The organism is Actinoplanes campanulatus (assembly GCF_014647795.1).
Classification (GTDB): Bacteria; Actinomycetota; Actinomycetes; order Mycobacteriales; family Micromonosporaceae; genus Actinoplanes; species Actinoplanes campanulatus.
This window is the reverse complement of sequence record NZ_BMPW01000026.1, coordinates 82243-108739: the sequence shown is the minus strand read 5'-3', so window position 1 is coordinate 108739 and position 26497 is coordinate 82243. Positions and strand designations below refer to the sequence as shown.

23 protein-coding genes, 1 pseudogene and 1 riboswitch are annotated in these 26497 nt (G+C 71.1%); of the genes and pseudogenes, 10 read left to right on the top strand and 14 right to left on the bottom strand.

Annotation, left to right across the window (positions count from 1 at the left end):
- Positions 1-10 precede the first annotated feature (10 nt).
- Both IEZ13_RS38745 and IEZ13_RS38740 read right to left on the bottom strand, forming a co-directional pair.
- Positions 11-1216 carry a cytochrome P450 gene (locus IEZ13_RS38745; RefSeq protein WP_203833844.1) on the bottom strand — a complete coding sequence of 402 codons (1206 nt, stop codon included), beginning with the start codon at positions 1214-1216 and terminating at the stop codon, positions 11-13.
- A 289-nt stretch (positions 1217-1505) separates the two neighbouring features.
- Positions 1506-2123, bottom strand: a complete 618-nt coding sequence (locus IEZ13_RS38740; protein WP_183222324.1) for a TetR/AcrR family transcriptional regulator — start codon at positions 2121-2123, stop codon at positions 1506-1508.
- A 67-nt stretch (positions 2124-2190) separates the two neighbouring features.
- Between IEZ13_RS38740 and IEZ13_RS38735 the strand changes: the two genes are divergently transcribed.
- The 5 genes from IEZ13_RS38735 (at position 2191) to IEZ13_RS38715 (ending at position 9597) form a co-directional block, all read left to right on the top strand.
- A complete protein-coding gene (locus IEZ13_RS38735) occupies positions 2191-4209 on the top strand; it encodes a 2Fe-2S iron-sulfur cluster-binding protein (protein WP_229795586.1) in 2019 nt (672 codons plus the stop codon).
- A 225-nt stretch (positions 4210-4434) separates the two neighbouring features.
- Entirely contained in the window at positions 4435-5721 is a 1287-nt protein-coding gene (locus tag IEZ13_RS38730; RefSeq protein WP_183222323.1) for an extracellular solute-binding protein, read from the top strand.
- 5 nt (positions 5722-5726) lie between these two features.
- Positions 5727-6659, top strand: coding sequence for a carbohydrate ABC transporter permease (locus IEZ13_RS38725; RefSeq protein WP_183222322.1), 933 nt, complete (start codon positions 5727-5729; stop codon positions 6657-6659).
- On the top strand, positions 6656-7489 hold the full coding sequence (locus IEZ13_RS38720) for a carbohydrate ABC transporter permease (RefSeq protein WP_203833842.1): 834 nt from the start codon (positions 6656-6658) through the stop codon (positions 7487-7489). The genes IEZ13_RS38725 and IEZ13_RS38720 overlap by 4 nt, the downstream gene beginning before the upstream one ends.
- A gap of 5 nt (positions 7490-7494) precedes the next feature.
- Complete coding sequence (locus IEZ13_RS38715; protein WP_183222321.1) at positions 7495-9597, top strand: hypothetical protein; 2103 nt, start codon at positions 7495-7497, stop codon at positions 9595-9597.
- On the opposite strand, the gene IEZ13_RS38710 is transcribed toward IEZ13_RS38715, so the two are convergent.
- The 4 genes from IEZ13_RS38710 to IEZ13_RS38695 form a co-directional block, all read right to left on the bottom strand.
- Positions 9563-10975, bottom strand: a complete 1413-nt coding sequence (locus tag IEZ13_RS38710) for an FAD-binding oxidoreductase (RefSeq protein ID WP_183222320.1) — start codon at positions 10973-10975, stop codon at positions 9563-9565. The genes IEZ13_RS38715 and IEZ13_RS38710 overlap by 35 nt on opposite strands.
- 241 nt (positions 10976-11216) lie before the next feature.
- Positions 11217-12560 (bottom strand): sensor histidine kinase, encoded by a 1344-nt coding sequence (locus tag IEZ13_RS38705; RefSeq protein ID WP_183222319.1) that lies wholly within the window; start codon positions 12558-12560, stop codon positions 11217-11219.
- 3 nt (positions 12561-12563) lie between these two features.
- Complete coding sequence (locus tag IEZ13_RS38700; protein ID WP_183222318.1) at positions 12564-13226, bottom strand: response regulator transcription factor; 663 nt, start codon at positions 13224-13226, stop codon at positions 12564-12566.
- Positions 13227-13280: 54 nt separating this feature from the next.
- On the bottom strand, positions 13281-14153 hold the full coding sequence (locus tag IEZ13_RS38695; RefSeq protein ID WP_229795584.1) for an intradiol ring-cleavage dioxygenase: 873 nt from the start codon (positions 14151-14153) through the stop codon (positions 13281-13283).
- Between the two features lie 157 nt (positions 14154-14310).
- Here IEZ13_RS38695 and IEZ13_RS38690 point away from each other — a divergent pair, with 157 nt between their 5' ends.
- The 4 genes from IEZ13_RS38690 to IEZ13_RS38675 all read left to right on the top strand — a co-directional run bounded on the left by IEZ13_RS38690 (position 14311) and on the right by IEZ13_RS38675 (position 18603).
- The gene (locus tag IEZ13_RS38690) at positions 14311-15495 is read left to right on the top strand and encodes a LolA family protein (RefSeq protein WP_183222316.1); all 1185 of its coding nucleotides are present in this window, start codon (positions 14311-14313) and stop codon (positions 15493-15495) included.
- A 134-nt stretch (positions 15496-15629) separates the two neighbouring features.
- The gene (gene trpB, locus IEZ13_RS38685) at positions 15630-16790 is read left to right on the top strand and encodes a tryptophan synthase subunit beta (protein WP_183222315.1); all 1161 of its coding nucleotides are present in this window, start codon (positions 15630-15632) and stop codon (positions 16788-16790) included.
- A 330-nt stretch (positions 16791-17120) separates the two neighbouring features.
- Positions 17121-17912 carry a tryptophan synthase subunit alpha gene (gene trpA, locus IEZ13_RS38680; protein WP_183222314.1) on the top strand — a complete coding sequence of 264 codons (792 nt, stop codon included), beginning with the start codon at positions 17121-17123 and terminating at the stop codon, positions 17910-17912.
- Positions 17899-18603 carry a GntR family transcriptional regulator gene (locus IEZ13_RS38675; RefSeq protein WP_229795582.1) on the top strand — a complete coding sequence of 235 codons (705 nt, stop codon included), beginning with the start codon at positions 17899-17901 and terminating at the stop codon, positions 18601-18603. The genes trpA and IEZ13_RS38675 overlap by 14 nt, the downstream gene beginning before the upstream one ends.
- Positions 18604-18842: 239 nt before the next feature.
- On the opposite strand, the pseudogene IEZ13_RS38670 reads toward IEZ13_RS38675, so the two are convergent.
- The 7 genes and pseudogenes from IEZ13_RS38670 to IEZ13_RS38640 all read right to left on the bottom strand — a co-directional run.
- A pseudogene (locus tag IEZ13_RS38670) lies at positions 18843-19256 on the bottom strand (tyrosine-protein phosphatase); the annotation flags it as partial.
- Between the two features lie 31 nt (positions 19257-19287).
- The gene (locus tag IEZ13_RS38665) at positions 19288-20028 is read right to left on the bottom strand and encodes a phosphatase PAP2 family protein (protein WP_229795579.1); all 741 of its coding nucleotides are present in this window, start codon (positions 20026-20028) and stop codon (positions 19288-19290) included.
- Positions 20029-20342: 314 nt separating this feature from the next.
- Positions 20343-20522: a hypothetical protein gene (locus IEZ13_RS38660; protein WP_183222313.1), complete on the bottom strand. Its 180-nt coding sequence runs from the start codon at positions 20520-20522 to the stop codon at positions 20343-20345.
- Positions 20523-20741: 219 nt separating this feature from the next.
- Positions 20742-21764 (bottom strand): tetratricopeptide repeat protein, encoded by a 1023-nt coding sequence (locus IEZ13_RS38655; protein WP_183222312.1) that lies wholly within the window; start codon positions 21762-21764, stop codon positions 20742-20744.
- Positions 21761-22147, bottom strand: coding sequence for a hypothetical protein (locus IEZ13_RS38650; protein ID WP_183222311.1), 387 nt, complete (start codon positions 22145-22147; stop codon positions 21761-21763). The genes IEZ13_RS38655 and IEZ13_RS38650 overlap by 4 nt, the downstream gene beginning before the upstream one ends.
- Positions 22144-23457, bottom strand: a complete 1314-nt coding sequence (locus IEZ13_RS38645) for an AAA family ATPase (protein ID WP_183222310.1) — start codon at positions 23455-23457, stop codon at positions 22144-22146. The genes IEZ13_RS38650 and IEZ13_RS38645 overlap by 4 nt, the downstream gene beginning before the upstream one ends.
- A gap of 125 nt (positions 23458-23582) precedes the next feature.
- On the bottom strand, positions 23583-24647 hold the full coding sequence (locus tag IEZ13_RS38640) for an epoxide hydrolase family protein (RefSeq protein WP_183222309.1): 1065 nt from the start codon (positions 24645-24647) through the stop codon (positions 23583-23585).
- Between the two features lie 83 nt (positions 24648-24730).
- On the opposite strand from IEZ13_RS38640, the gene IEZ13_RS38635 reads away from it, so the two are divergent.
- The gene (locus IEZ13_RS38635; protein ID WP_183222308.1) at positions 24731-25153 is read left to right on the top strand and encodes a MarR family winged helix-turn-helix transcriptional regulator; all 423 of its coding nucleotides are present in this window, start codon (positions 24731-24733) and stop codon (positions 25151-25153) included.
- 143 nt (positions 25154-25296) lie between these two features.
- Here IEZ13_RS38635 and IEZ13_RS38630 read toward each other — a convergent pair whose 3' ends face one another.
- Positions 25297-26283 carry a C40 family peptidase gene (locus IEZ13_RS38630; RefSeq protein ID WP_229795577.1) on the bottom strand — a complete coding sequence of 329 codons (987 nt, stop codon included), beginning with the start codon at positions 26281-26283 and terminating at the stop codon, positions 25297-25299.
- Between the two features lie 17 nt (positions 26284-26300).
- Positions 26301-26436: riboswitch (cyclic di-AMP (ydaO/yuaA leader) on the bottom strand.
- Between the last annotated feature and the right edge of the window lie 61 nt (positions 26437-26497).

Here is a 26497-nt window from a genome sequence, read left to right as displayed (position 1 = left end):
CGGCTCCGGCTCACCACCGCACGAGCATCGCGGCGGGCCGGGGGAAGGCCGGTGTGGTCCAGGTCAGCGGGTCGTCCGGGTTCACCAGGGACAGGGTCGGCAGCCGCTCGGTGAGGGTGGCCAGCAGGATCTGCATCTCCGCCCGGGCGAGTTGGGCGCCGAGGCAGTAGTGGATGCCGGCGCCGAAGGAGATGTGCGGGTTGTCCTGCCGGTCGAGGACGAGGCGGTCCGCGTCGGGGAAGACGGCGCCGTCCCGGTTGGCCGATCCGAACGCCGGCACCACGGCGTCGCCCTTGCGGATGAGCACACCGGACAGCTCCACGTCCTCCAGCGCGATCCGCATCGCGCCCAGCCCGTTGGCCACCTGGCTGTAGCGCAGCAGCTCCTCCAGCGCACGGTCCAGCACCTCGGCCGGCGCTCCCACCAGCGAACGGTAGCTCTCCGGCCGGCGCAGCAGGTGGAACAGCGCCTGGCTGATCGCGCTCGCCGTGGTGTGGTAACCGGCCATCAGCAGCGTGAGCGCGAAGACCCGCAACTCCTCGGCGGACAGCCGGTCGTCCGCCTCGTGCGCGGCCAGCAGGGCGGTGAGCAGGTCATCGGCCGGCGCACTGCGCTTGCTGTCGATCAGCGCGTCGAGATAGCCGAAGAGCTGGACGGCCGCCTCCTTGACCGCGTCCGGGCCGCCCGCCGAGCCGGAGAGGCCGACGACCGCGTCGCCCCAGATCCGGAACTGCTCACGGTCCCGGAACGGCACACCCAGCAACTCGCAGATGACCTTGATCGGCAGCGGCATGGCCACCGCGGCGACCACGTCGGCCTCCGAGGGGCCCGCGGTCATCGCCGCGATCAGCTCCTCGGTCACCTGCCGCATGTACGGCCGGAGGCTCTCCACCCGCCGGGCACTGAACGCCTTCACCACCAGCTTGCGCAGCCGGGTGTGCTCCGGCGCGTCCATCACCACGATGGACTTGAGGTCCTGGAAGATCGGCAACAGGCGCGGCGCACCGGGCTCGGTGACCGCCTGCTTGCTGAATCGCGCATCGGTGCAGACCGCCCGGACGTCGTCGTAACGGGTGACCACCCAGCCCGCGTGCCCGGTCGGCAGCAGCACGGGCGAGACGGGCTCCGTGTTCCGCAGCTCCGCATATCGTGGGGCGGGCTCCGCCGGCAACGCCGTGGCGAACGGGAACCGCTGAATCTCCTGTGTTTCGGGCACAACCGCCTCCTTGTCGATCACCTCACGTTAGGTAGGCGCGCACTGACCGAACAATGACAAGAACATGCTCCCCGCCGGGCGGCCAGATAGCAGTTCCTTGCCGACCTATTTGTGGTCGAGGCCCGCGTTTCGCTTCCGCCCTTTTTCCCGTACGCGTGACGCCGCCCCGCCATATCACGACCCTCCTGGAGGGCTACCGAGACCTGTTCGGCCGGTTCGCTGCCAGCAGCGAGCGGGTCGACTGATCGCCGTGCTGCCGACCTTCGACAGTGGCCGGCTCACGTAGGTTTCAATCGCCGCGCAGGTAGCGGGTGACCATGTCGACCAGTTCGGTGGCGAAGGTCTCGACCGGCACCGTGCTGGGGGCGGCCATCAGTTTGTGCGTGTTCATCTCGATGGTGAACAGGATCAGGTCGGCGGCCGTACCGACGTCGCCGACGCGGACGTCCGGGTGCCGGGAGAGCAGGTCGCGGATCTGGGCGGTACGGATCCGGCCGTGCCGGTCGATGGCGTCGAGAAGGTCCTGGGACAGCGGCGCCTCCTCGATCATGATGCGCAGCAGTTGCGGATCCTCACTGTGACTGTCGATCGCGTCGCGGACCAGGGCTTGGACCGTTGCCCGGAGGGTGCCTGGGGAGAGGTCGAGCCGGTCCGCCTCGGTCCACGTGCCGCGGTCGATGTGACGGATCAGCAACTGGGCGAGGATCGCGTCCTTGTTCGGGAAGTACTGGTACAGCGAGCCGATCGAGATACGGGCCCGCTCGGCGATGCGGTTGGTGGTGCCGGCGGCGTACCCGTACTCGGTGAAAACGTGAGCAGCCGCGGTGAGGATGCGCTCGCGGGTCAGTTCGGCGCGTACCTGGCGGGGCTTGCGACGTGGTTGAAGACGGCGGTCGGCCGACGGCATCTCGATACCTTCCCAGGCGGCAGAAAGCGAGTACCAGAATAGCTGAGCTATTGCTCACAATAGTGCCATGAACTGGGAAGATATGAGGTCCCTGACCACCGTCGACGAGATCGAGGCGCTCATCGGCCGCCCTCCCGCGCCGGTACTGATGAAACAGATCAGCGCGCTCGACGAGGGCTGCCGGGCGGTGCTGGCGCGCAGCCCGATCGCCGCGTTCGGCTACCGCGACGCCGACGCGACGAGCACGACGACGTTCGTCGGCGGCCGGCCCGGGTTCGCGCGCATGCTGTCACCCACCCGGATCACGTTCACCCTTCCGCCCGCGGCATGCGGGCCGGTCTCACTGTTCTTCCTGCTCCCGGGGGTCGGCGAAGTCCTGCGCGTCAACGGCTCGGTCACCACCGACGCCGTCGAGGGTCTCGTCATCGGCGTCGAGGAAGCGTTCGTGCACTGCGCGCAGGCCGTCCTGCGGTCGCGCCTGTGGCAGCCGCCAGGCCCGGCCGAGCCGGTTCCCGATGTCTCCGGCGACGGCCCGCTGAGTCGCCCCGGCGTGGCCTGTTTCCTCGCCGCCGCTCCGTTCCTCGCGCTCTCCACCTGGGGCGGCGACGGCGGCAGCGACACCAGCCCGCGCGGCGATCAGGGCTCGGTGGCACGAATCCTCGACGGGCGGACGCTTCTCATCGCCGATCGCAAGGGCAACAAACGCGCCGACGCCCTGCACAACCTCATGCACGACGACCGGCTCTCCCTGGCGGCGCTGGTGCCGGGCCGCACCGACGTGCTGCACCTGCGTGGCCGGGGAGCGGTCACCACCGACCCGGCACTGCTGCAGACGCTGGAGCTGCGCGGTTCGCCACCGCGGGCGGCCCTGCTCGTCGACGTCGAACACGCCGCACTGACCACCGGCACCGCGGTGATCGATGCCCGGCTGTGGTCGCCCGCCGCGCACGTCCGCCAGGGTGAGGCGCCGGACCTGATGATGCTGGCGACCGAACACCTCGCGGCCAACACGGCACCCCGGTTCGTGCTCACCGCGGTCCGGGTGATCCCCGGGCTGGAACGGCTGCTGCGGCGGGTGATGAACCGCGCGTACCGCTCCGGGTTGCGCAAGGAGGGGTACGCCGACGGCGCGTTGCGGGAGGTGCGGGTCACCGAGGTCCGCCGGGAGACACCGAGCGTGGTCACCGTCGTGCTGGAGGACGGTCATCCTTTCGACTTCCGGTCCGGCCAGTTCTTCACCCTTGTCGCCGAGGTGGCCGGCCGGCCGGTACGCCGCGCCTACTCGGCCTCCTCGGCACCCGGCGCGACCCGGTTGGAGGTGACCGTCAAACGCATCGACAACGGGGTGTTCTCCACGTACGTACACCGGAAGCTGCGTGTCGGAGACCGTCTGGCGGTACGCGGCCCGTCCGGCACGTTCCACCCGCGGTCCCCGGCCGAGATCGTGCTGGTCGCGGCAGGCAGCGGCGTCACCCCGATGATGAGCATGATCCGCACCCGGCTCGCCGGCCCGGACCACGGCCGGATCGCCCTGCTCTACAGCAGCCGCGACGAAACAGAGATCATCTTCAGGGCCGAACTGGACCGGCTCGCCGGCGATCACCCGGACCGGCTGGCGGTCACCCACGTGCTGACCCGCCGCGACGGCCGGATCGGCGCCGACGGCATCCGCCACTGGGTCGCCGGGCTGCAGCCGAGCCCGGACGCCCACTACTACGTGTGCGGGCCCGAGGCCCTGACCGACACCGTCCGGACCGTCCTGTCCGAGCTGCGCGTTTCCAGCGGACGGGTGCACAGCGAGCGCTTCCACAACCGCCCGGACACCGTGACGACCGAGCCGCAGGAGCTGACCGTGACCGAGAACGGGCGTCTCGCCGGGACGACGGTGGTGGCACCCGGGCAGACGCTGCTGGACGCCGGGCTCGCCGCCGGGCTGCCGATGCCGTACTCCTGCACGGCCGGCGGCTGCGGCGCCTGCACCGTCCACCTGACCGACGGCGCCGTAACCCAGACCGAGCCGGACGGAACCGTGCTGGCGTGCATGAGCTGCCCACTCTCGGCAGTGACACTCGATATCCGACGGTGACTCCAGGGCAGCTACGAGGGTGCCGGTCATGCCAGCAGGGTCAACCGGGCGCGCCCAGGCATGGAATACGCGACAGTGGAATAGGCGGTCTCAGGGACGGCTGGGCCGATCGACAGGACGGCACGGGCGGCGTCATCGCTCGACAGAACCGGCTCTGACCAGCACTGTCGTTGCCTTTCCGCGGCCGACTACAGAGAGGTCTTCAAGGAGTAGAAGAGGATTAAGGTGCAGATTCCACGCGCGGGGGCAGCCGTCTTGTCCCTGATCCTGGCCGTCACCGGTTGCAGCGCAGGCGCCGATACGTCGGCCACCGGCGACGCGACCGCCCGCGGCGCCATCGACGTGTGGTTTTCGAACAACGCGCAGGAGGTCGCCTGGGGCAGACAGGTGGTGCAGGCGTGGAATGCCGCCCATCCGGACGAGCAGGTGACGGCCCAGCAGATCCCGGCCGGTCAGACGTCGGAAGCGGTCATCTCGGCCGGCATCATCGCCGGGAACGCCCCGTGCTTGATCTACAACACGTCGCCTGCCGCCGTCCCGAACTTCCAGGCGCAGGGTGGTCTGGTGCCGCTCGACGACTTCGCCGACGGCACGAGCTACGTGACCGCGCGCTCGGGTGAGCTCGGCGCCCAGTACAGGTCCCCGAACGGCAAGATCTACCAACTGCCGTGGAAGTCGAACCCGGTGATGCTGTTCTACAACAAGACGGCGTTCGCCGAGGCGGGCATCAGCACCACCGCTCCGCCGCTGGCCACGTACACCGATTTCCTGGCCACCTCGCAGAAGGTGGTGTCGAGCGGCGCGGCCAGGTACGCCATCTTCCCGTCGCCGTCGAGCCAGTTCTTCCAGTCGTGGTTCGACTTCTACCCGATGTACGTGGCGGAAAGCGGCCAGCAACTCGTCGTCGATGCCAAGGCCACGTTCGACTCCGACGCGGGCCGGGCGGTCGCCGGCCTCTGGCAGCAGTTGTACGCCCAGAACCTGGCAGGCAAGGAGGCGTACACCGGTGACGCGTTCGCCGACGGCACCGCCGCCATGGCCAGTGTCGGCCCCTGGGCCGTCACCGCGTACCAGGACAAGGTCGAATGGGGCGTCACCGCAGTGCCGACGCGGGCCGGCTCGGCAGAGAATCAGTCCACGTTCAGCGACGCGAAGAACGTCGCCCTCTACACGGCCTGCACCAACCGCGGTACGGCCTGGGACTTCCTGAAGTTCTCCACCAGCTCCGAGCAGGACGGCGAACTGCTCGCGATGACCGGGCAGATGCCGCTGCGGCAGGACCTGGTGCGGGAGTACCCGGCGTATTTCGCGGCGAATCCGCAGTACAAGGTGTTCGCGGCCAAGGCGGCCCACGTGGTCGACGTGCCGAACACACCGGCTTCCGTCGAGGTGTGGCAGACCTTCCGGGACGCCTGGACGAACTCGGTGATCTTCGGCAAGGAGGATCCGGGCAAGGCTCTGGCGGACGCGGCCGCGAAGATCGACGACCTGGTGAATCGGTCACGGAGGTGATCTCGATGACCGCTGTCACGCCCGAGGCGAAACCGGCCACCACACGGCGGCACCGGATGACGGCCTCGGTCTTCGGCCCTCATCCGGTCGGGCTGCTGCTGAGCGCCCCGTACGCGGTGTACGTCGCCGCCGTCTTCGCGTACCCGCTGGGCATGGCTGTGTGGATCTCCTTCCACGACTACATCTTCACCGCGCCCGGGGTGAGCGTCCCCCGGCCGTTCGTGGGAATCGACAACTACACCACCGCGCTCGCCGACCCGGCCGTACGCCAATCGTTCGTCAACATCCTGATCTTCCTCGTCATCAACGTGCCGCTGACCGTGGTGCTGTCGCTGCTGCTGGCCACCGCCCTCAATGCGGCGATCCCGTTTCGCACGTTCTTCCGGGTCAGCTTCTACGTCCCGTACGTGACCGCGAGCGTGGCCGTGGTCGGCGTGTGGCTGTTCCTGTTCAGCTCCGACGGGCTGGTCAACCAGGTGCTCGGTGATCTGGCTCCGGACCCGTCGTGGCTGATCAACGAGAAGTGGGCGATGCCGTCGATCGCCCTCTTCGTGACCTGGAAGCAGCTCGGCTTCTTCATCCTGCTGTACCTGGCCGCGTTGCAGAACGTGCCGAGAGAGCTCTACGAGTCGGCGGCGGTCGACGGCGCGGGCCGCTGGCGCAGCTTTCGGGCGGTCACGATTCCGGGCGTACGGCCGGCGACGACGCTGGTCACTCTTCTGGCGATCATCACCGGCGCGAACCTGTTCACCGAGCCGTACCTGTTGACGAACGGCGGTGGCCCGAGCGGCAAGTCCGCGTCGCCGGTGCTGCTGATGTATCAACGCGGCATCGAGCAGCAGCATCCCGACGTCGCCGCGGCGATCGGTGTGCTCCTGGTCGCCGGCGTCCTGCTCCTTGCCGGGGCGCGGCGACTGCTGGAACGGAGGCGGGAATGACCAGGGGCCTCTCGTGGTGGCGCACGATCGCCTTGACTCTCGGCGCGATCACGTTCCTGTTCCCGTTCTACTACATGATCGTCGGCTCGCTGCAGGTGGCGCCGGACACGTCGCTGAGCGGCGCGCTGCCGAGGCCGGACGACCTCAGCTTCGACAACTACAGCGAGATCAACGCCGCCATCGGCCTGTGGCGGTCACTGCTCAACTCGGTGCTCGTCACCGCGGGCGTGGTCATCGGCACCCTGGTCTTCGGGGTTCTGGCCGGCTATGCGCTCGCCCAGTTGCGGTATCGCGGCCGCGGCACCCTTTTCGCCGTCATGCTGCTGCTCCAGGTCATTCCGTTCCAGCTGCTCGTCCTCCCGCTGTACGTACAGGTCGTGCGCGGCTACGGACTGGCCGACTCGTACCTGGGCATGATCCTTCCCTTCGTGATCAATTCAGTCGCGGTGTTCGTGTTCCGGCAGTTCTTCCTGCAACTGCCGGTCGAACTGTTCGAGGCGGCACGGCTCGACGGAGCGAGCGAGATCCGCGTACTGCGCTCCGTCGCCCTGCCGCTCGTCCGTCCCGCTCTGCTCACCGCGACGCTGCTGACGTTCATCGGGCCGTGGAACGAGTTCCTGTGGCCGTTCCTGATCACGAAGGAGACCGGTATGCAGCCGCTCGCGGTGGCGCTCGCCAACTACATGAGCACGGTCGCGTCGGCCGCCACCAACCCGTACGGCGCGATCCTGGCCGGCGCCTGTGTGCTGGCCGCCCCGGCGGTCCTGCTCTTCGTCGGCTTCCAGCGGCACTTCGTCTCGTCCGACGTGGGTTCCGGAGTGAAGGGTTGACGAACATGCCGATGACCCGACCCGCCCTCACCGCGGCGCTGACCGCCGTGCTCCTGGCCGGCCCGGTCCACGCCGTCGCCGCGCACGCCGTGCCGGCGGACCCGGCCGTCGCGCCGTCGCCGTACCCGGCCGTGCTGAGCAACCTGGACCACCTGGACTTCCTCGCCGACACGGTGCAGCCGCCGGCCCAGGCCGGTCACACCACCTACCGGCTCGACGGCGAACCGTCCATCGGTGTGCTTTGGGCCTACGCCGACGACCTGCCCGGCGGCGGCTACCGCCGGGTGGGCGGCGGCGCCTACGACGCGCGCACCGGCACCTACGGGCAGGGCGCGTACGACGCGGACGATGTCACCCGTGCCGCGGTGGTCTACCTGCGCCACTGGCGGCAGTTCGGTGACCGAACCAGCCGCGATCAGGCCTACCAGCAGCTGCGCGGACTGACCTACATGCAGACGGCCACCGGCCCGAACGCAGGCAATGTCGTGCTCTGGATGCAACCCGACGGGACGCTGAACCCGAGCCCGATCCCGGTCGAGACGCCGGACCCGTCCGACTCCGCGGCGTCGTACTGGCTCGCGCGCACGATCTGGGCGCTGGGCGAGGGCTACGCCGCCTTCCGTACCGCCGACCCGCCGTTCGCCGCATTCCTCAAGGACCGCCTCGACCTGTCGATCGCCGCCCTCGACGGGCAGGTGCTCGGCCGCTTCGGTGAACACCGGGTCGTCGACGGCAAGCGGATGCCCGCGTGGCTGGTGGCCGACGGCGCGGACGCCAGCGCCGAGGCGGTGCTGGGGCTGAGCGCGTACGTCCGCGCAGGCGGACCGCCCACCGCACGGGTCGCCCTGGCCCGGCTGGCCGCCGGCATCGCCGAAATGGGCGGCGGCGGCACCGGCGTCTGGCCGTACGGCGCCGTCCTGCCCTGGGCCCGGTCGCGGTCGCTGTGGCACGCCTGGGGCGCCCAGATGCCGTCGGCGCTGGCCGAGGCCTCGATCACCCTCCGCGACGGACGGCTGTTGACCCCGGCGCTGGCCGACGCCGCCGCCTTCACGCCGGGCCTGCTCACCGCGACCGGCCCGGTCAACGGCCTGCTGCCCGCCCCGACCGACAATTCCCAGATCGCGTACGGGGCCGACGCCCGCGTACAGAGTCTGCTGTCCGTGTCGAGGGCCGCCGACTCGACCGGCCTCCGTCAACTCGCCGGTGTCGCGGCAGGCTGGTTCTTCGGCCAGAATCCGGCCAACGTCCCCCTGTACCACCCGAGTACCGGCGCCACCGACGACGGCGTGAACGGCGACGGCACGGTCAACCTCAACTCCGGCGCCGAGTCGACGATCCACGGCCTGCTCACGATGCTCGCCCTGGACGCGGCGCCAGATCTGGCCGCGCTCGCGAAGGCGGCCGGCCCGGTGGTGCAGCGCGACGGCCGGCGCACGGTCGAGGCCGAGTCCGGACGGCTCGACGGCCCGGTCTCCGTCGTGACCCCGGCATCGGCGTGGACCGGCGAATCGCAGTGGAGTGGTAACGCCTACCTGCGGGTCAGGGCTGGTGGCCGAATCAGGTGGACCGTACCCGAATCCGCCCAGCCCAGACTCGTGGCAGCGGTGATCAACCGGGTGCCCGGTTCGGGCGGCGTGACGGCCTTCGCCTCACTCGGCAGTGTCAGCTACGGGGACGGGGGTGCGCAGGGCGCGTCCCCCGCGCCCGGCGCGTTGCTCCCCGTGGCGGTCACCGGGCACCTCCCGGCGGGTGTGACCGAACTGACGGCGACCGGCGTACGCGGAAGCGGTGATCTCGACGCTCTCCTGCTGACGCCGTTCGTGTCCGCCCTGGTCACCCAGCGGGCCGTACTGCTCTCCAGCGCGGCCCGGACGTCACGGCGCATGACGATCGACGTTCCCGGCACCGGGCCGGCGGTCGCCCACAGTTACGACGACCACGGCCGGCCGGCCGCCACCACCGGCGGGCGGGGCCCGATCACGCTCGACGTGCCCTCGGGCGGCTTCGTGGTGGCCGCTGAACCGGGGCCCTATCCGGTCTGCACCCCCGAGGGCGCCGGCTCGCCGCGTCGGCTCAGCGAGCGGCCGAGGGCCGGATGTTCTGGTTGAGCCGGAACAGGTTCGCCGGGTCGTAGCGGTCCTTGACCGCCACCAACCGCTCGTACGTGTCCTTCGGGTAGGACGCCCGGACACGGTCCTCGCCGGCCTCACCGGTGAAGTTGACGTACGCCGCGGCATTTGGGCCCAGGACGCCGGTCGCCGCGCGGGCCCACTCGATCGTGGCGGGAAAGCCGTCGGCGTCCATGGACCGGGCCGCCACGTTCAGGATGAAGTCCCGATCGCGGGTGCCGAACGCGGTCGCGTCGGCGGGTACCCGGCCCATCGCGCCGCCGAGATGGTGGATGTGCAACTCCGAGACGGCGTTGGGCGCCTGAGCGTACGCGTCGAGAAACGCACCGATCGTCGTGTCGTCCAGGTCGCCGAAGAACGCCGACCGGAAGTAGTTCCACATGCCGCGCGGGTACAGCGGGTCGAGCATGCACTGCATCGCCAGGTACGGCATCGGGCCGAACAGATCGACCACCGCCGGCGCCAGCTCCCGGAACGGCCGGGTCGCGGCGTCGCCGGCGCCGGGGTCGCCCGACCACATGCCGAGAACGACCACGACGGGCTTGCCGTGTATCTCCTCGGGCAGAAACGGCACCGGCGGTGCGGTGGCCAGGTTGACCGCCAAGGTCAACTCGTCCGGTGCCGTGGGCGCGGCCGCGCGGAAGCCACGCAGCACACGCTCCGCGTCCTCGCCACGATAGAAGACCGGACCGGCGAAGACCGTCGGACCGACATCGTGCAGCCGAAACTCGAACGAGGTGACGACGCCGAAATTGCCGCCGCCACCGCGGAGCGCCCACAGCAGGTCGGCATGCTCGTCCCCGCCGGCGTGCAGGTACCTGCCGTCCGCGGTCACGACGTCCGCGCCGACGAGGTTGTCGCTGGTGAGGCCGAATCGGCGGACCAGCCAGCCGAGGCCGCCGCCGAGGGCGAATCCCGCGATACCCGTCGTGGAGATCAGGCCGCCGGTGACCGCCAAGCCGAAAGCCTGCGTCTCGGCGTCGACGTCACCCCACAGGCATCCGCCCTGCGCCGTGACCGTACGCCGGCCGGGGTCGACGCGGACGCCCTTCATCGGTGCCAGATCGAGCACGATGCCCTGGTCCACCGTCGAGAAACCCGGGATGCTGTGCCCGCCGCCGCGGACCGCGAGGGGCAATCCCTCACCACGGGCGAGCGCAACCGTCTTGAGTACGTCCGCCACCCCGCGACAGCGGACGATGAGAGCCGGTCTCCGGTCATGGGCGCCGTTCCAGATCGACCGTGCCTCGTCGTAACCAGGGGCACCAGGTTGGATCATCTCGCCGCGCAGGTCCCGCGCCCACTCATCGAGAGTGGCTTCGCCAAGGACCTCCGAGCCGTTCTGCCTCATGGTCATCGTGAACTCCTGCCTCGCGATTGGTAACGCCTCGGCTCTGGAGATTTCGATCCGGAAGTGCAGGCCGCCTGTGGCGTAGACGTGACGCTCGAGGGGCTCCGGGCCACCGTCGCCGTCGCGGCCTGGCCCTGCTCGGTGAGCATACGCGCGCGGTGCCGCTCACCGGGAAGCAGTAGCGGAACAGGCGCTCATGACTTCCCCATCCCTCACCGAACTCGCCGCGGAAGGGTCACGCGGGTGGTCACGCCTTCGGTAGGCGTACCTCGACCCGGAGACCAGGGTGATTGTCGCCGAGGGTGACCGAACCGCGATGCCGGCGGACCAGCTCGCGGACGATGGCGAGGCCGAGCCCGGAGCCGCCCGCGTCGCGGGCCCGGGCGTCGTCGAGGCGGGTGAAGCGCTGGAACACCCGCTCCCGGTCGTGTTCCGGGATGCCGGGGCCGTCGTCGGTGACCACGATGAGCAGGTGCCCGTCGGCAGCGGCGGCGCTGACCGTCACCTTCTCGCGTTTGTGCCGCTCCGCGTTGTCCAGCAGGTTGGTCACCACCCGGGCCAGCGCGTCCGGCTCGGCGAGCGTGGGCAGCGGCACGCCCGGATCCTGGTACTCCACATCGGGGTAGCGCAGCGCCGCCTCGCCGACGAACTGGGCGAGATCGATCTTCTCGAGGCGGGTGGCGGGCACGCCCTCGTCCGATCGGGCCAGCAGCAGCAGGTCGTCGACCAGGCGGGACAGTCGCTGCACGTCGGCCAGGAGATCATCGGTGAGCGCCGGCCAGTCGGTGTCGTCCGGCAGGTGCTGCGCGACCTCCAATTCGGTACGGATGTTGGTGAGCGGGCTGCGCAGCTCGTGTGCGGCGTCGGCGACGAACGCGCGCTGCCGTGCGCGGGCCGCGTCGAGCCGGTGCAGCATGTCGTTGAGCGTCACGGCCAGCCGGTGGACCTCGTCGCGGGAGTCCGGCACCGGCAGCCGGCCGGCCCGGGTGCCGCCGGTGATCTCCTCGGCGCCGGCCCGCAGCGCGTCGACCGGCCCCAGCGCCGCGCCGAGCGCCCGCCACAGCCCGGCCGCCAGCAGCGCGGCCAGCAGCGGGAACAGGATCAGCAGGGTGATCCGCAGGATGTGCAGGTTCTGCGTGACGTGGTCGATGGAGCGGGCCACCAGGATGCGGACCGGCGCGGTCGGCGGACCGGCGGTGAGCTGGACGACACGGGCCTCGCCCTGGTCGTGGATCAGGTGGCCGGGGATCTGCCGACCCTCGCCGTCGCGCAGGTGGGCGAGCTCCGCGGCGCCGAGCATGGGGTTGAGGTCGTCCGCGGTGGCCGACGAGGCGAGCACCCTGTTGTCCTCGTCGATGACCTGCACCTGCACGCCCGGGGTGACCGGGATCGGGTTCGGCAGCGCGCCCTGGTCGACGAGCGCGGCCACGCCGCGGGCGGTGGCCATCGCCTCGCTCTGCACCGAGCGGACCTGGGCGTATCCCAGGACGGCGATCAGCAGGACCGCGCCGGCGGACAGCCCGAAGACGAGGCCGGCGAGGGAGACGAGCAGCAGCCGTGCCCGCAGGCTCAGCTCCTTGACGCGGCGCATCGTCTACTCGACTATCGCCAGCCGGTAACCGGCGCCACGGACCGTCTCCAGCCGCTCCCGGCCGATCTTGCGGCGCAGGTAGCCGACGTAGACCTCGACCGCGTTCGGCGCGGTGTCGAGCGCGGCGTCCCACACGTGGTCGAGCAGCTCGGTCTTGGAGACGACCTGGCCGGGATGGCGCATCAGATACTCCAGCAGGGCGAACTCGCGGGCGGTCAGGGTCACCTCGTCGCCGCGGACCAGGACCCGGCGTTCCGCCGGATCCAACTCGACATCACCGAACGCGAGCACGACGGGACGGGCCTGGGCGCCGCGGCGCAGCAGGGCGCGGAGACGGGCCAACAGCACGACGTACGAGAAGGGCTTGGTCAGATAGTCGTCGGCGCCGCAGTCGAGGCCGTCGGCCTGGTCGTACTCCCCGTCCTTGGCGCTCAGCATGAGCACCGGCAGCCAGTGCCGCTCGGCGCGCAGCTGGCGCACCACCCGGTAGCCGGAGAGGCGGGGCAGCATCACGTCCAGGATCATCGCGTCATAACCACCGTGGCGGGCCATCTCGAGACCGTCCTGGCCGTCGGCGGCGATGTCCACCGCGAAGCCCTCGGCCTGCAGGCCACGCCGTAGCGCGGCGGCCAACCGCGCCTCGTCCTCCACCACCAGCAACCGCACCCCCACACCTTGGCACGCCGGGACACGCGATCGTCAGGGACTCTCAGCGACTTCTCAGCGGCTCGGCGGCGGCCCACCCGGTCCTCCGGACGGTGGCGCTCCGGACGGGGCGCCGTCGCCGGTGAGCCGGCCGCCGGTCGGGGTGGTCGTGGTGTCCACGCCGGCCTCGAGGATGACCGTGTACCCGCTCATCGCGTCGCCGGTCACGGTGGCCAGCTGGAGCGCCCCGGAGTCGTCGCCGAACACGTTGTCGTCGTCCAGCGAGACCTGGGCGAGATTGGTGACCGAGGCCTCGTACCCGGTCTGGGTGTATGCCTCCTCGCAGATGTTCTCCGGAAGCGCGACCTGCGACGTGGCGATGACGTTCGAGGCATCGGAGATGCTCGCCCGGTCGGGGTAGACCTCGAAGTGGACGTGCGGCCAGCGGCCGCTGTAGCAGGCCGGGAAGATGCTGGTGAAGGTCACCTCGCCACGGTCGTCGGCGATCTGGACGCCGCGCAGGTAGTTCTCGCCGGTGAGGCCCTCGGAGTAGAGCGAGTAGGCGCCGGCCCGGTCGCAGTGCCACACGTAGACCGCCACGCCGGCGAAGGGTGCGCCGCCGTCGGCCAGATCCTGGACGGCGAGGGTGAGGGTCATCGGGATGCCCTCGGCGCGGGTGGTCGAGCTGCCGAAGCTGGACCGGATGTCGCTGCGGACCACGCCGCTCCGGGTCAGCACGTCGGGCCCGTTCGAGCCGTCGCCCGGGTAGGGCCCGGCGGTCTCGTCGGGGATCTCGCCGATCACCGTGTCGGTCTCGACCGTCGCCGTCTCCTCATCGCCGCAGCCGCCGAGCCCGAGGGCGACCGCGCCCAGCCCGAAGACGCGCAGTGCCTGACGGCGGCGCATGGTGGCCAGGTCGAAGGCCAGGCCCTGGTGGAGAATGTCCACGCCGGGCCGGGGCAGTGGACGCCCCTGATAGGAAGCCATTAATTACCCCTATGTCACACATAACGCTATATCGGCGGCGAACCCCTAGGGGAGCTTCTCAGCAGGATCACAGCGGCCCCGGCGCACGATTGCCCCAGAGATTCGGGAGGTGGACATCGTGTCCGTGTTGAGGTCGAGGCCGGCGCTGCGCTGGCTGGTCCCGTCGGCAGCGGCGGTGGCGGTCATCGGTGGCGGCGCAGCGGCCGGGACGATCGTGGCGAACGCCGACCCGGCACTGCCGGAGCGCAGTGCCGCACAGTTGCTCGTCGACCTGCAGAGCGCCGACCCGGAGGGTCTGTCCGGCACCCTGGTGCAGAGCGCCGACCTGGGGCTTCCGGGCATCGCGGGGCTGCTCGGCAACGTCTCCGGCGGTAGCGGCAACCTGACCAGCCTGATCGCCGGAAGCAACACCGCCCGCGTCTGGTACGCGGGTGAGGACAAGGCGCGGTTCGCGCTGCTCGGCACGAGCGGCGAGACCGACGTGATCCGCAACGGCTCCGACGTGTGGATCTGGAGCAGCAAGGACAACACCGGTACGCATGTGAAGCTCCCCGCCGACGTGGGCGGGAAGCCGGACAAGGCGCCGGCCGCGGCCGGGTTGCCGGCGACACCGCAGGAGGCCGCCGAGGCCGCCCTCGCCGCGATCGACGAGAGCACCAAGGTGGAGACGACCGGCGCGGCCGAGGTGGCCGGGCGGGACGCGTACGAGCTGGTGCTCAGCCCGCGGGACACCGCGTCGCTGGTCGGGCAGGTGCGCCTGGCGATCGACGCCGAGCAGCACATCCCGCTGCGGGTGGACGTCTACGCGAAGAACACCAGCAAGCCCGCGTTCCGGGTGGCGTTCGAGCAGATCACCTTCGAGGTTCCGGCGGACGACCAGTTCAGCTTCAACCCGCCGCCTGGTGCGAAGGTCAGCGAGGGTGGCATCGCCGACCACTCCGACAAGGCGGCTCCGGGTGTTCCGGGCGTTCCGGCCAAGCCGTCCGTCCCCGGCGCTCCGGCCGGGTCTCCGGCCGGCGAGGACGTCAAGGTCATCGGCGAGGGCTGGACGACGATCGTCGTCGGCAAGGCGCCGGTGCTCGACGAGCTGGAGGGCGCCACGTCCTCTTCCTCCTCTCCTGAGGAAGCTCAGGCGGGTCAGGTCGCCGAGCAGTTCCTCGGCACCCTGGAGAAGGTCGAGGGCTCCTGGGGCAAGGGCCGGTTGCTCCGCAGCTCGCTGTTCAGCGTGCTGCTGACCGACGACGGACGGGTGCTCGGCGGGCTGGTCTCGCCGGAGGCGCTGTACGCGGCGGCCGCCAAGTAGTCAGCTACACGCAGAACGCCCCGGTGCACGACTGCCGGGGCGTTCTTCCTTTTGCGCTCCCTACAGTTATAGAACTCTTACCGCTTTCGTGGCACACTGGAGCGGCAACAGTTCTAGAACTCTAGGGAGCGGTGATGACCGTGCTCGAATCGATGGCCCCTCCCACCGGCGGCCGCTTCGGTGATTTCGGCGGGCGCTATGTGCCCGAGTCCCTCGTCCCGGCCTGTGCGGCGCTGGAGACGGCCTTCCGGGAGGCCTGGGCCGACGCCACCTTCCACGAGCGGCTCGCCGAGCTGCGCTCCGTCTACGCCGGGCGGCCCACCGCCCTGACCCCGGCCACCACGCTCTCCGCCGACCTGGGCATCACCCTGATGCTCAAGCGGGAGGATCTGGCGCACACCGGGTCCCACAAGATCAACAATGTGCTCGGGCAGGCGCTCCTCGCCCAGCGGATGGGCAAGACCCGCCTGATCGCCGAGACCGGCGCCGGTCAGCACGGCGTGGCCACCGCGACCGCGGCCGCCCTGTTCGGCATGCGCGCGACCATCTACATGGGCGAGCGCGACATGGCCCGGCAGCGGCTCAACGTCTTCCGCATGGAGCTTCTCGGCGCCGAGGTCATCCCGGTCACCGCCGGCAGCCGCACGCTGAAGGACGCCACCAACGAGGCCATGCGCGGTTGGGTGGCCGCCGTCGAGGAGGCGCACTTCTGCCTCGGCTCGGCGGCGGGCCCTCATCCGTACCCGTGGTTGGTCCGCCAGTTCCAGCGGGTGATCGGCGAGGAGGCCCGGGCACAGGCCGCGGTCCAGCCCGATGTGGTGGTGGCCTGTGTAGGCGGCGGCTCCAACGCCGCCGGCACGTTCGCCGGGTTCGTCGACACCCGGGCGCGGCTGGTCGGCGTGGAGGCCGCCGGTGGGGCCGCCATGACCCACGGCCGGCCCGGCATCGTCCACGGCTACCGCTCCATGCTGCTCCAGGACGAGCAGGGCCAGATCCTGGAGGCCGAGTCCATCTCCGCCGGGCTGGACTACCCCGGCATCGGCCCCGAGCACGCCCATCTCGGCGCCCTCGGCCGCGCGGAGTATGTGACCGTCACCGACGACGAGGCGGTCGCCGCGCTCGGCCGCCTGGCCCGCGCCGAGGGCATCATCTGCGCGCTGGAGTCGGCACACGCGGTCGCCTGGGTGCTCCGCGCCGCCGGCACACCCGAGCTGCCGGCCGGCTCCACCGTGCTGCTCACCCTCTCCGGCCGCGGCGACAAGGACATGGCCACGCTGGCCGGCGTCACCGAGTGAGCCCACCGGCGCCTCACCCCGGTCGTGCTTCCTCCACGATCCGCCTCGCTTTCGGGACGGCTCGTGCCCGGTCGCCCTTCCCTCGCGCCCGATCGTCCGTCCCTCGCGATCCGCCTCGCCTTCGGGACGGCTCTTCCCCCTCGTCTCGGGCACGGCCCGACCGCAACTCCACGTATCCCGGCCCGTCGCTGACGGCCGCTCTCCCCGGACACCGCTGCCCTGTGTTCGTCGCCCTCTGATCAGGCCCGGCCTTGGTCCGCGGCTCATTCGTGAGACCCACAATCCCGCGCGGCACCGCCGCGTGCTTCCTCAACCGACTGGAGGTGCCGCATGAAGCGGCTCTACCCCTATCTGACCGGCGGCATCACCGAGGACTGGACCGACTACCTGCTCGCCTATCAGGAGGCGGGGGCCGATGCCATCGAGATCGGCCTGCCGTTCTCCGATCCGATGCTCGACGGCACGACCATCCAGCAAGCCTCCGACCGGGCACTGCGCCGCGGCACAACGGTCGACGCGATTCTGGCCGACCTGGCCGCGGTGCGTGACCGCATCAGCGTTCCGCTGTTCGCGATGACCTATGCGAACCTGGTCTTCCGTGACGGACCCGAGGTGTTCTGCCGGCGGCTCGCCGAGGCGGGCGTCTCCGGGCTGATCGTGCCGGACGTGCCGGTCGACGAAGCCGACGGTCTCTCCGCCGCGGCCGAGGCGGCCGGGGTCGACCTGGTCCTGCTGGCCGCCCCGGTCACCCCGCCGGAACGGCTCGCCGAGATCGCCGCGCGCAGCCGGGGCTTCGTCTACGCGGTCAGCGTGCTGGGCACCACCGGCGAGCGCGACGAACTGGCCGGCACCGCCGCGCCACTCGCCGCCCGGATCAAGGCGGTCACCGATCTGCCGGTGCTGATCGGCTTCGGCATCTCCCGTCCGGAACACGCCACCGCCGCCGCCCGGGCCGGGGACGGGGTGGTCGTCGCCTCCGCCCTGATGCGTAGGGTTCTGGACGGGGCCACACCCGGCGAGCTGTTGGACGACGTCGCCGCGCTGCGGGCCGCCGTCGACCAGGCCGACCAGGAGGTGCCCGCTGACCACGCGCACGCCGAAGTATCAGGTGATCGCGGCTGACCTGAGCAGCAAGATCCGCGCTGGGGAGCTGCCGCCGGGCTCCGCGCTGCCGCCACAGAAGGAGCTCAGCGCCCGCTACGGGGTCACGCTGGCCACGCTGCGGCAGGCGCTGAAGCGGCTGGAGGACGAAGGGCTGCTCTCCCAGCAGGCGGGGCGGGGGACGTTCGTGTTCTCACCGCGAGCTACGTACACACTCGACTCCCTGCGCGGCTTCGCCGAGGACCTGCGTGCCCAGGGGCAGACGGTGACCACCGAGATCCTCGACCAGGACACCGGAACACCCCCGGACTGGGCCGGCACGGTCCTCGGCGACGGCCCCGCGGTCCGCCTCGAACGGCTCCGGCTCGTCGCCGGGCGTCCCGCCGTCCATCAGCTCTCGTGGATCCGCGGCACCGTCCTGGCCGGCGCCGACCTGAGCGGCACCTCGCTCTACGCGGCGCTGGCCGAGCACGGCATCGGTGTCCGGCGGGCGTCCGAAGTGGTCCGGCCCGCCCTGCTGGAGGAACCGGCGGCCACGCTGCTGCGCCGCTCCCCCGGCGAGGCGGTGCTGCTGTCCGAGCGGATCTCGTACGGGCTGGACGACTCGGCCCTGGTGGTGGATCGGGCGACGATCCTGGGGTCGGCCATGGAGATCCGTACCGAGCGGGCCGTGCACGGTCTCACCCTCCACTGGAGCCGACCGGCCGTCTGATGATCAACTGGCGCTTTCCCGGTAAGGTCACGGCTCCAGCAGGCGATGACGGATCGCCGTGATCTCCGCCGGCGGGACGCCGTTGAGTAGCAGGTAGGGCACCACGCCGCCGTAGCGGGCGTCGGCGTACGTGAGGGTGTCGCGCATGGCGGCGGGATCGGTTCCCGGCGTCCGGGCGAGTCGGCCGCGATCACATCGGTGTCCACCCCGGCGATGCCGAGCAGGAGAGCCACCAGAAAGCCGGTCCGGTCCCGGCCACTGTGGCAGTGGATCACCACGGCGCCCGGCGGAGCGATGGCGATCTCGTGGACGGCGCGGGCGACGCGTTCGCCGTTGTGGTCGAGCATCGGCACGTACGTGTGGTCGGGAACCTCGTAGTCCATCGGATCGGGCAGCAGGGGCACGTTCCGGTAGATCGGGTCGGCCGCGAACGGGCTCGGTGTGCTGTCGCATTCGCGAATCCAGCGCAGATCCAGGATCAGCCCGGGACCGTGGCCGCGCAGCACACCGACCGAGGCGGCGGTCATGCGGGCATGGCTGTCGGAGCGGATCAGCGCGCCTGCACGGACCCGGCCGCCATCACGGGTGGGGGTGCCGCCCAGGTCACGGGCATTGCCGCAGTCCGGCCAGTCGAGTCGCACATCCGCGAACATAGACCGGCGTGTCCAGCGCCTGATCGGTCGCTCACGGCACGTGAACCAGAACCTCCTCGGCACGTGGTCGCGGAACCGCCGGTGCCGGGCGCTGACCGCGCAGCATGGTGTAGGCGACGGCCAGCAGCGCCACGGCGGCGAGCGCGTCGAGCCAGTAGTGGTTGCCGGTGACCACGACCACCAGCAGGGTGATCGCCGGGTGCAGCAGCCACAGGCCGCGATATCGGGTGGTGGTCGCGGCGATCAGGGCGATCGCGACGACCAGGGCCCAGCCGACGTGCAGGCTCGGCATGGCCGCGTACTGGTTGGAGATCTGATCGGTCTCCGGCGGGCCGTAGACGGCCGGGCCGTAGAGACGGCCGAGATCCAGCATCCCGGTTTCGGTCAGCATGCGGGGCGGGGCGAGCGGGACCAGGAAATGTACGCCCAGGGCACCGCCCGTGAGCAGGACCAGCACATTCCGCGTCCAGCGGTAGTGGGCGGGGCGGTAGCGGTACAGCCAGATCAGGCAGACCGCGGTCGCCGGAAAATGCACGTACGCGTAGTAGCTGTTCGCCGCCTCGACCAGGAGGTTCCAGCCGAGCAGGCTCTGCTGGGCGGCCAGTTCGCCGGGCAGGCGCAGCCAGCGTTCGGCGTCCCAGACGGCGCGCGCATTGCGGAACGCCTCGTCGACGTGGCCGTTGGCCGCCAGCCGCGCCACCTTGTAGACGAGGAACAGCACGGCGATCAGCGCGAACTCCCGCAGCGCCGACAGCCGACCCGACCCGGTCACCCCAGCCCGTCCCCGCCCCACCGACAGCTGACCCGGCCAAGTCGTCCCAGCTTGTTTCCACAACGTCGACAACCGACCCGGTCCGGTTACCCCAGCCGATCCCCAGAACGCCGACAACCGACCCGGCCAAGTTGTCCCGGCCCGTCCCCACAGCGTCGACAGCCGTCCCGGCCCTGTCTCCCCGGTCCGGTGCCACAGCGCCGACAGCCGATCCCGCCCGGCTTCCCCGGCCGATCCCCGCCCTGCCGGCAGCCGACCCGGCCTGGTTTTCCCGGACGATCCCCGCCCCGCTTCGGCCAGATGATCGGGAGCACTCAGTCCTTGGCCGGGACCGTCCAGGCGGGCGGCAGCACCCGCCGCGCGGCCCGGGCGCCCACCGGCACCCGCCGCACGACGTAGGCTCCCCGAGCGTGTGGGGCCACCGGTCCCATGGCCGCCGGCAACGCCCGCCGCTCGACGCCAACCCTCCGGCCGTCCGGCGCTACCCATTCCATGGCTGGGACCTTCCAGGCGGGCGGTCGCACCCGCCGCACGGCCCACGCGGCCGGCGGCACCCGACGCGCTGCCGGCGCCACGCTGTCTGGGCACGCGGGTACGGGACAGGGGCGGAGACTCGGAGGTATCCGCCGGGTCACTGGAATGTGAAATCGCCATGACGCTCCCCCGTCGATCAAGGGGCATAGCATCCGACGATCTTGCCGCTTGGGCAAGTTTTAATCGGAAAGATCACCGTCCGTTCGCTCGACCGCTCCGGCGGTGAGCAACACGATCAGCACCGCGAACGCGCAGGCCAGCACCGGCCACGTAGCGCTCACCGCACACCGGATGAGAATCGGCATGAGAGCGACCGCGCTGATCAGGCCGACCACGACGGCGCGGCGCATGCGGGCCGGAAGCAGGCCCACGCAGATCCACGGGAGGCGGCCGGCCGGGATCAGCACGCGGGCGGCCATGCCGACCGTCACGAACACCATGACGGCGGCGGCACCGCGGGCCAGCAGCTCCGCCGGCGCCCACCAGTGGCCGATCACGGCCAGGACGGCGGTGAGCGGGATCCCTGCGGCCAGGCCGCGGCGCAGACCTGCGAGCAGACCGCGGATCGGCCAGGTGAGGGCGGGCGCGCCGTACCGGTCGGGCCGGTCGGCGGCGAGCCGCCGGAGCCCTCGCATGGCGTCGCGGACGCGCATCCGTTCCGCGTCGAGCAGGGCCATCATCCAGCGGCCGTCGGCGTCGTCCGGATCCTCTGCCAGGGCCCGGGCCGCTGCCGCGCGGGCGGCGTCGCGGTGGCCGGCATGGCGTTCCGCTTCCGCCAGGGTCATCAGATCCGGTACGGACTGCGGCGCGATCCCGACGGCACGCCCGGCCGCCTCGCGGGCGCCGTCGAAGTCGCGGCGCAGCATGAGGCAACGGGCCACCGAGCGGTGCGTCTCCGGGGCGTCCGGGCGGAGCCGGGCCGACTCGCGGGCGGCGGCCAGCGCGTCGTCCGGCCGGGAGAGCAGCAGCAGGCACTCGGCGTGCTCGATGTGCACGGCGGCCATCTCCGGAGCCACCGCGACCGCGGCCTCGGCCGACACCAGAGCGTCCGGGTAACGGCCTTGCAGCCGCAGCAGCCCGGCGAGCAGTCCGAGCAACTCCGGGTCGGCGGGCGTCTCGCCCAGTCCCGCACGAACGGCCGACTCGGCCTGCTCGAGACGCCCGACGTCGGCAAGCGCCCGTGCCCGCGCAGCGGCACTCACCGGCCGCCGCCGTCGCCGGTCGCGATACGTGGGTTCGCCACGACCAGGGAACGGGCCACGTGCAGAAGGCGTGCGGCCAGGAGCAAGCGGATCGCGCGCGGGAATCGGACGGCGGGCCGAAGGCGGGACACGCGCGGGAACCGGACGGCGGGCCGAAGACGGACCGCGCGCGGGAACCGGACAGCGAGCAGACGGCGGGCCGCGCCCAGCACGCGCGCCGCGAACACCAGGCGCGCCGCGCCCAGGATCCGCGCCGCGAACCCGAAGCGGGTCGCGCGCAGGAATCGGGCCGCGGCCGGGAAGCCCGCCCGCAGCAGGTGGCAGCCGGCGAGTAGGACGCGAGCGACGGAAAGGACGGCCGCCGCGACGAGGGAGCGGATCATCGGATCTTGCGCTTCTTGAGGTAGGCGGCCAGATCGTCGTATTCGCCGCTCTCGTTGGCGAACATCGCCACGTTGCGGGCGGTGGCGAACCACGCGTCCGTCGACGGCCGGACCTCGCGCGCCGCGCCCAGCATGTCGGCCTGGCTGATCATGCGGACCTCTCCGGTGGCGATCGAGTCGCGCATCGCGTACTCGGCGGCGGTCTCGCAGAGGTGGGCCAGGTCGGCGCCGGAGTAGTGCTCGGTCGCGGCGGCGACGGCGGCCAGGTCGATCCCGACGACCGGGCGATCCCGCAGGTGGTATTCGAGAATGGCCTCGCGCGCGGGCCGGTCGGGTGGGAGGACCAGCACGGTGCGGTCGAGGCGGCCGGGGCGGCGCAGGGCCGCGTCGACGTCCCACGGCGCGTTCGTGGCGGCCAGCACGAACACCCCGTCGTTGCCGCCGTCGACGCCGTCCAGTTCGGTGAGCAGTTGGTTCACCACAGTACGCATGGACGACTGCAACTGGCTGCGCTTGTGCCCGAGGGCGTCGATCTCGTCGAGGAACAGCACGCACGGCGCGTGCCCGCGAGCCGACTCGAACAGGTCGTGCAGGTTGCGCTCGGAGCTGCCGATCCACATGTTCAGCACGTCGGTGATCGACAGCGAGATGAACGCCGCCCCCATCTCCCCGGCGACCGCCCGCGCCAGGAACGTCTTGCCACACCCCGGCGGGCCGTAGAGCAGCAGCCCACCGCGCAGGCTCTTGCCGAACAGGCTGCGCAGCTTGGGGTTCCGCAGCGGCCCGAGGAACGACACCTCCAGCCGCTTCTTCACCTCGGCCATGCCACCGACGTCGGCGAGCGTGACGGCGGAGCGCTCCACGTCGAAGGCCCGGTCGGCGTGCCCGCGCACCGGATCGGGCTCCCCGTCGGCCCGCGCGAACCGCGGTGGCACCACGTCCCCGAACTGCTCCTCCATGGCCGCCCAGTCGAACCCGGACCCACCCGTCGCGGGTCTCTCCGTCGCGGGTCTCTCCGTCGCCGCCTCCGGCGGCTGCGCTCCCGCCTCGGGTGCGACCGTCGCGGTCGGCGGTGCCTGCTCTCCACCGGCCGGGGGTACGGGCGGCGCTGTCCCGCCCAGCGCCCGGGCCATGACCTGCTGCGCTCCGTTATTGCCGGGTTCGCGAGCCAGGATCTGAGCGGCATGCCCGATCGCCTCCGGCCCCCGGCCGGCGGCCACCAGCATCTCGGCCAGGTGCAGCCGCAGAGTCAGGTCGTCAGGCCGTGCTTCGACGGCGGCCGCCAGGCTGTTGATCAAGGCATCGCTCATGCGGGCGATTATGCCCCCGCCACGCCGCCCACCGACCACGGACGGACCCCGACGGCTCCCCCAACGCCGATCTGTCTCCCGCACCCACCGCTCTTCCCCGGCCGCTCCCGGCGCTCGTGCCGGGGTCATCGGCCGGTCAGGGTGCGGAAGAAGGTGGTCACATCGGCGGTGAACAGGTCGGGGACCTCCAATGCGGCGAAGTGGCCGCCGCGCGGGAACTCCGTCCAGTGGCGGATGTCGTGGCGCTGCTCGGCGAGCGGGCGCACGGACTGCGTGATGTCGCCGGGCAGGACGGCCACGCCCAGCGGCACCGGGCAGGGCGCCTGCGGGCCGTCCAGGCCGGTCTCCTTGACGATGCGGGCCGCCGAACCCGCGGTGCGGAACAGCCAGTGATGGGCGACGTCCGCCACGATGCGGTCGTCGGGGACGGGCGTGGCCGGGTCGGCCCAGGTGTCGAACTTCTCCCCCAGGAAGGCGAGCAGCCCGGCCGGGGAGTCGTTCAGCGCATACGCCGGGGTCTGCGGAGTCGCGGCGAACAGGATCTGGTGCGGGTGCCGGTTGGCGGCCAGCCGCATCGTCTTGGCGAGCCGCTCCTGATCCTCGGGGCCGAGGCCCTCCGCCTGGCCGGGGGTCGGCAGGTAGTTGACGTGGACGCCGACGACCCGGTCGGGGGCGACCGCGGCGAGCGCCCGGGAGATGCCGGAGCCCCAGTCACCACCCTGGGCGCCGTAGCGCCGGTAACCGAGGCGGGCCATCAGCTCGGCCCAGGCCTCGGCGACCCGGCGCAGTCCCCAGGGCCGGGTGGTGGGCCCGGAGAGCCCGAAACCGGGGATGGCCGGGACGACGACGTGGAAATGCTCGCTGAGCGGGCCGATGACGTCGAGGAACTCGACGGTGGAGCCCGGCCAGCCGTGGGTGAGCACCAGCGGCAGGGCGCCGGGGTCGGCGGAACGGACGTGGAAGAGGTGGATCCGGTCGCCATCGATCTCGACGGCCTGCTGCGGAATGGCGTTGAGCTCGGCCTCGTGCGCCCGCCAGTCGAACCCGAGCCAGCGGTCGGCGAGCGCGCGGACCCGGTCGAGCCGGATGCCGTAGTCGCCGGGAGCGGCGTCGGGCCAGCGGGTGTGGCCGAGCCGGGCGGTCAGATCGTCGAGTTCGGATTGCGGGACCCGGACGCTGGATTCGTTCATGCGGCTAACGTTAGACTGGCGAACGTTCAGAAGTCCAACGTTAGATTGATCAACGTTAGAGAGCCCAATGTTAAAATCGCGACGTGGAAGAGCTGCCAAGCTGGGTGCTGAGTCAGGTCTCGGCGCAGGGTCACCGGATCATCGTCGAGAGGTTCGGGGCGGTGGGGGCGCGGGGCTACCACTACCGGCTGCTGCGCTCCCTGGCCACCGAGGGTCCGGCCAGTCAGGCGGCGCTCGGCCGGCGCACCGGGATCTATCTCAGCGATCTGGTCGGGGCGCTAAACGAGCTGGAGTCGGCGGGCCATGTGCAGCGGTCACCCGATCCGGCGGACCGGCGGCGCAACATCGTCGGGCTCACCGAGCGGGGGCGGGAGCGGGCCGAGGAGTTGTCGGAGCGGGCACACGCGGTCCAGGACGAGCTGCTGGCACCGCTGTCCGGCCCGGAGCGCGAGCAGCTGACCGGGCTGCTGCAGCGGCTGTTGGAGCACCATCGATCGGGTGGGTGACGGGCCGCTCACGCCCGGCGGGCGCGGCACGGCCGGGACGGTCCGGGGAGCTCGCGGGTCTCCCACGGCGGCTCACGAAGGCGTACGAAATCAAAAGAAAGACCGCCGGCGCGAAACGACGGCGGTCTTTCCCGGAGGGTTCTCTAGCCCGGTCGGCGATAGCCGGCGATGGGCCCCCGATCGATGGTCGCCATCCGCACGTGGTCTCCCGTGTGCGGAGCGTGCACCACCTGGCCGCCACCGATGTAGATGGCGACGTGGTGCACGTCGGAGTAGTAGAAGACGAGGTCACCCGGCTTCAACTCGCTCCGGCTCACCGCTGTGCCCGAGCCCCACTGGTCCTTCGTGTAGTGCTCGAGATGCACACCGACCGCGGCCCACGCCTCCTTCGTCAGGCCCGAGCAGTCGTAACTGTTCGGTCCCTCGGAGCCGAAGACATAGGGCTTGCCGATCAGGTCGCACGCCTTCTGGGCGGCACGGCCACCCTTGTCGTTGGTGTACGTGACCGGGCACGGGCCGGTGCGCAGCGGGCCGTCGTCGATGTTCGCGTCGCCGTACGCCTGGATCCGGAGCTTCTGGAGCTTCGTGATCTCCTTCTCGATCGCCGTCTTCTTCGTCGCGAGGTCCGTGTCGCGGGCGGAGATCTCGGACTCGAGCTGGTCGACCGTGGCCTTGTCGGCGGCGTACTTGTCGCGGAGCTTCGCGACGTTGGAGATCGAGGCTTCCTGGTTGTGGGCAAGCTGGTCGAGCAGCGTGAGCTTCTCCACCAGACCGTCCGGGTCACCACTCAGCAGAGCGTTGAGGTTTCCCGGCGGGCCCTGCATGTAGGCATCGACCGCCAGACCTCGCACCTGCGCCATCGCGACATCCACCTGAAGCTGAAGCGGCGTCAGCGTCTTCGCCAGCTGCTTCTGCTGCTTCCGCAGCTTGGTCAGCTTCGTGTGGTTGGCGTTGTACTCCTCGATGACGGGCTCGAGTTTGTTCCACTCCTCGTCGATCTGACCCTCGACGGTGGACGGCGAGGGAGTGGCATGGGCCGCCACCGGACCCGTGATCACCAGGCCGGCCGCGGCGAGCGCGCAAACCAGGATGCGCAACAGGCCGGCGCGACGCGCGCCATTGCGTTTCACGTTGTGTGCGTCGTCCTTTCTTCCCACTCAGCCGCCGACCGGGTTAGCTGACGGGTTCGGGCGGGAAGCATGCCCGGCCGCGCGTGGTGCCACGGCTTCACCCCACTGACCTGGGTCCCCGGTTCGCGTGTCGCGATTGGGCGGTGGTTCGCCAGATCGGCCGGATGGACGATGGGGGGCTGCCGAACCGGGGACCACCGTACTCGGATCATGC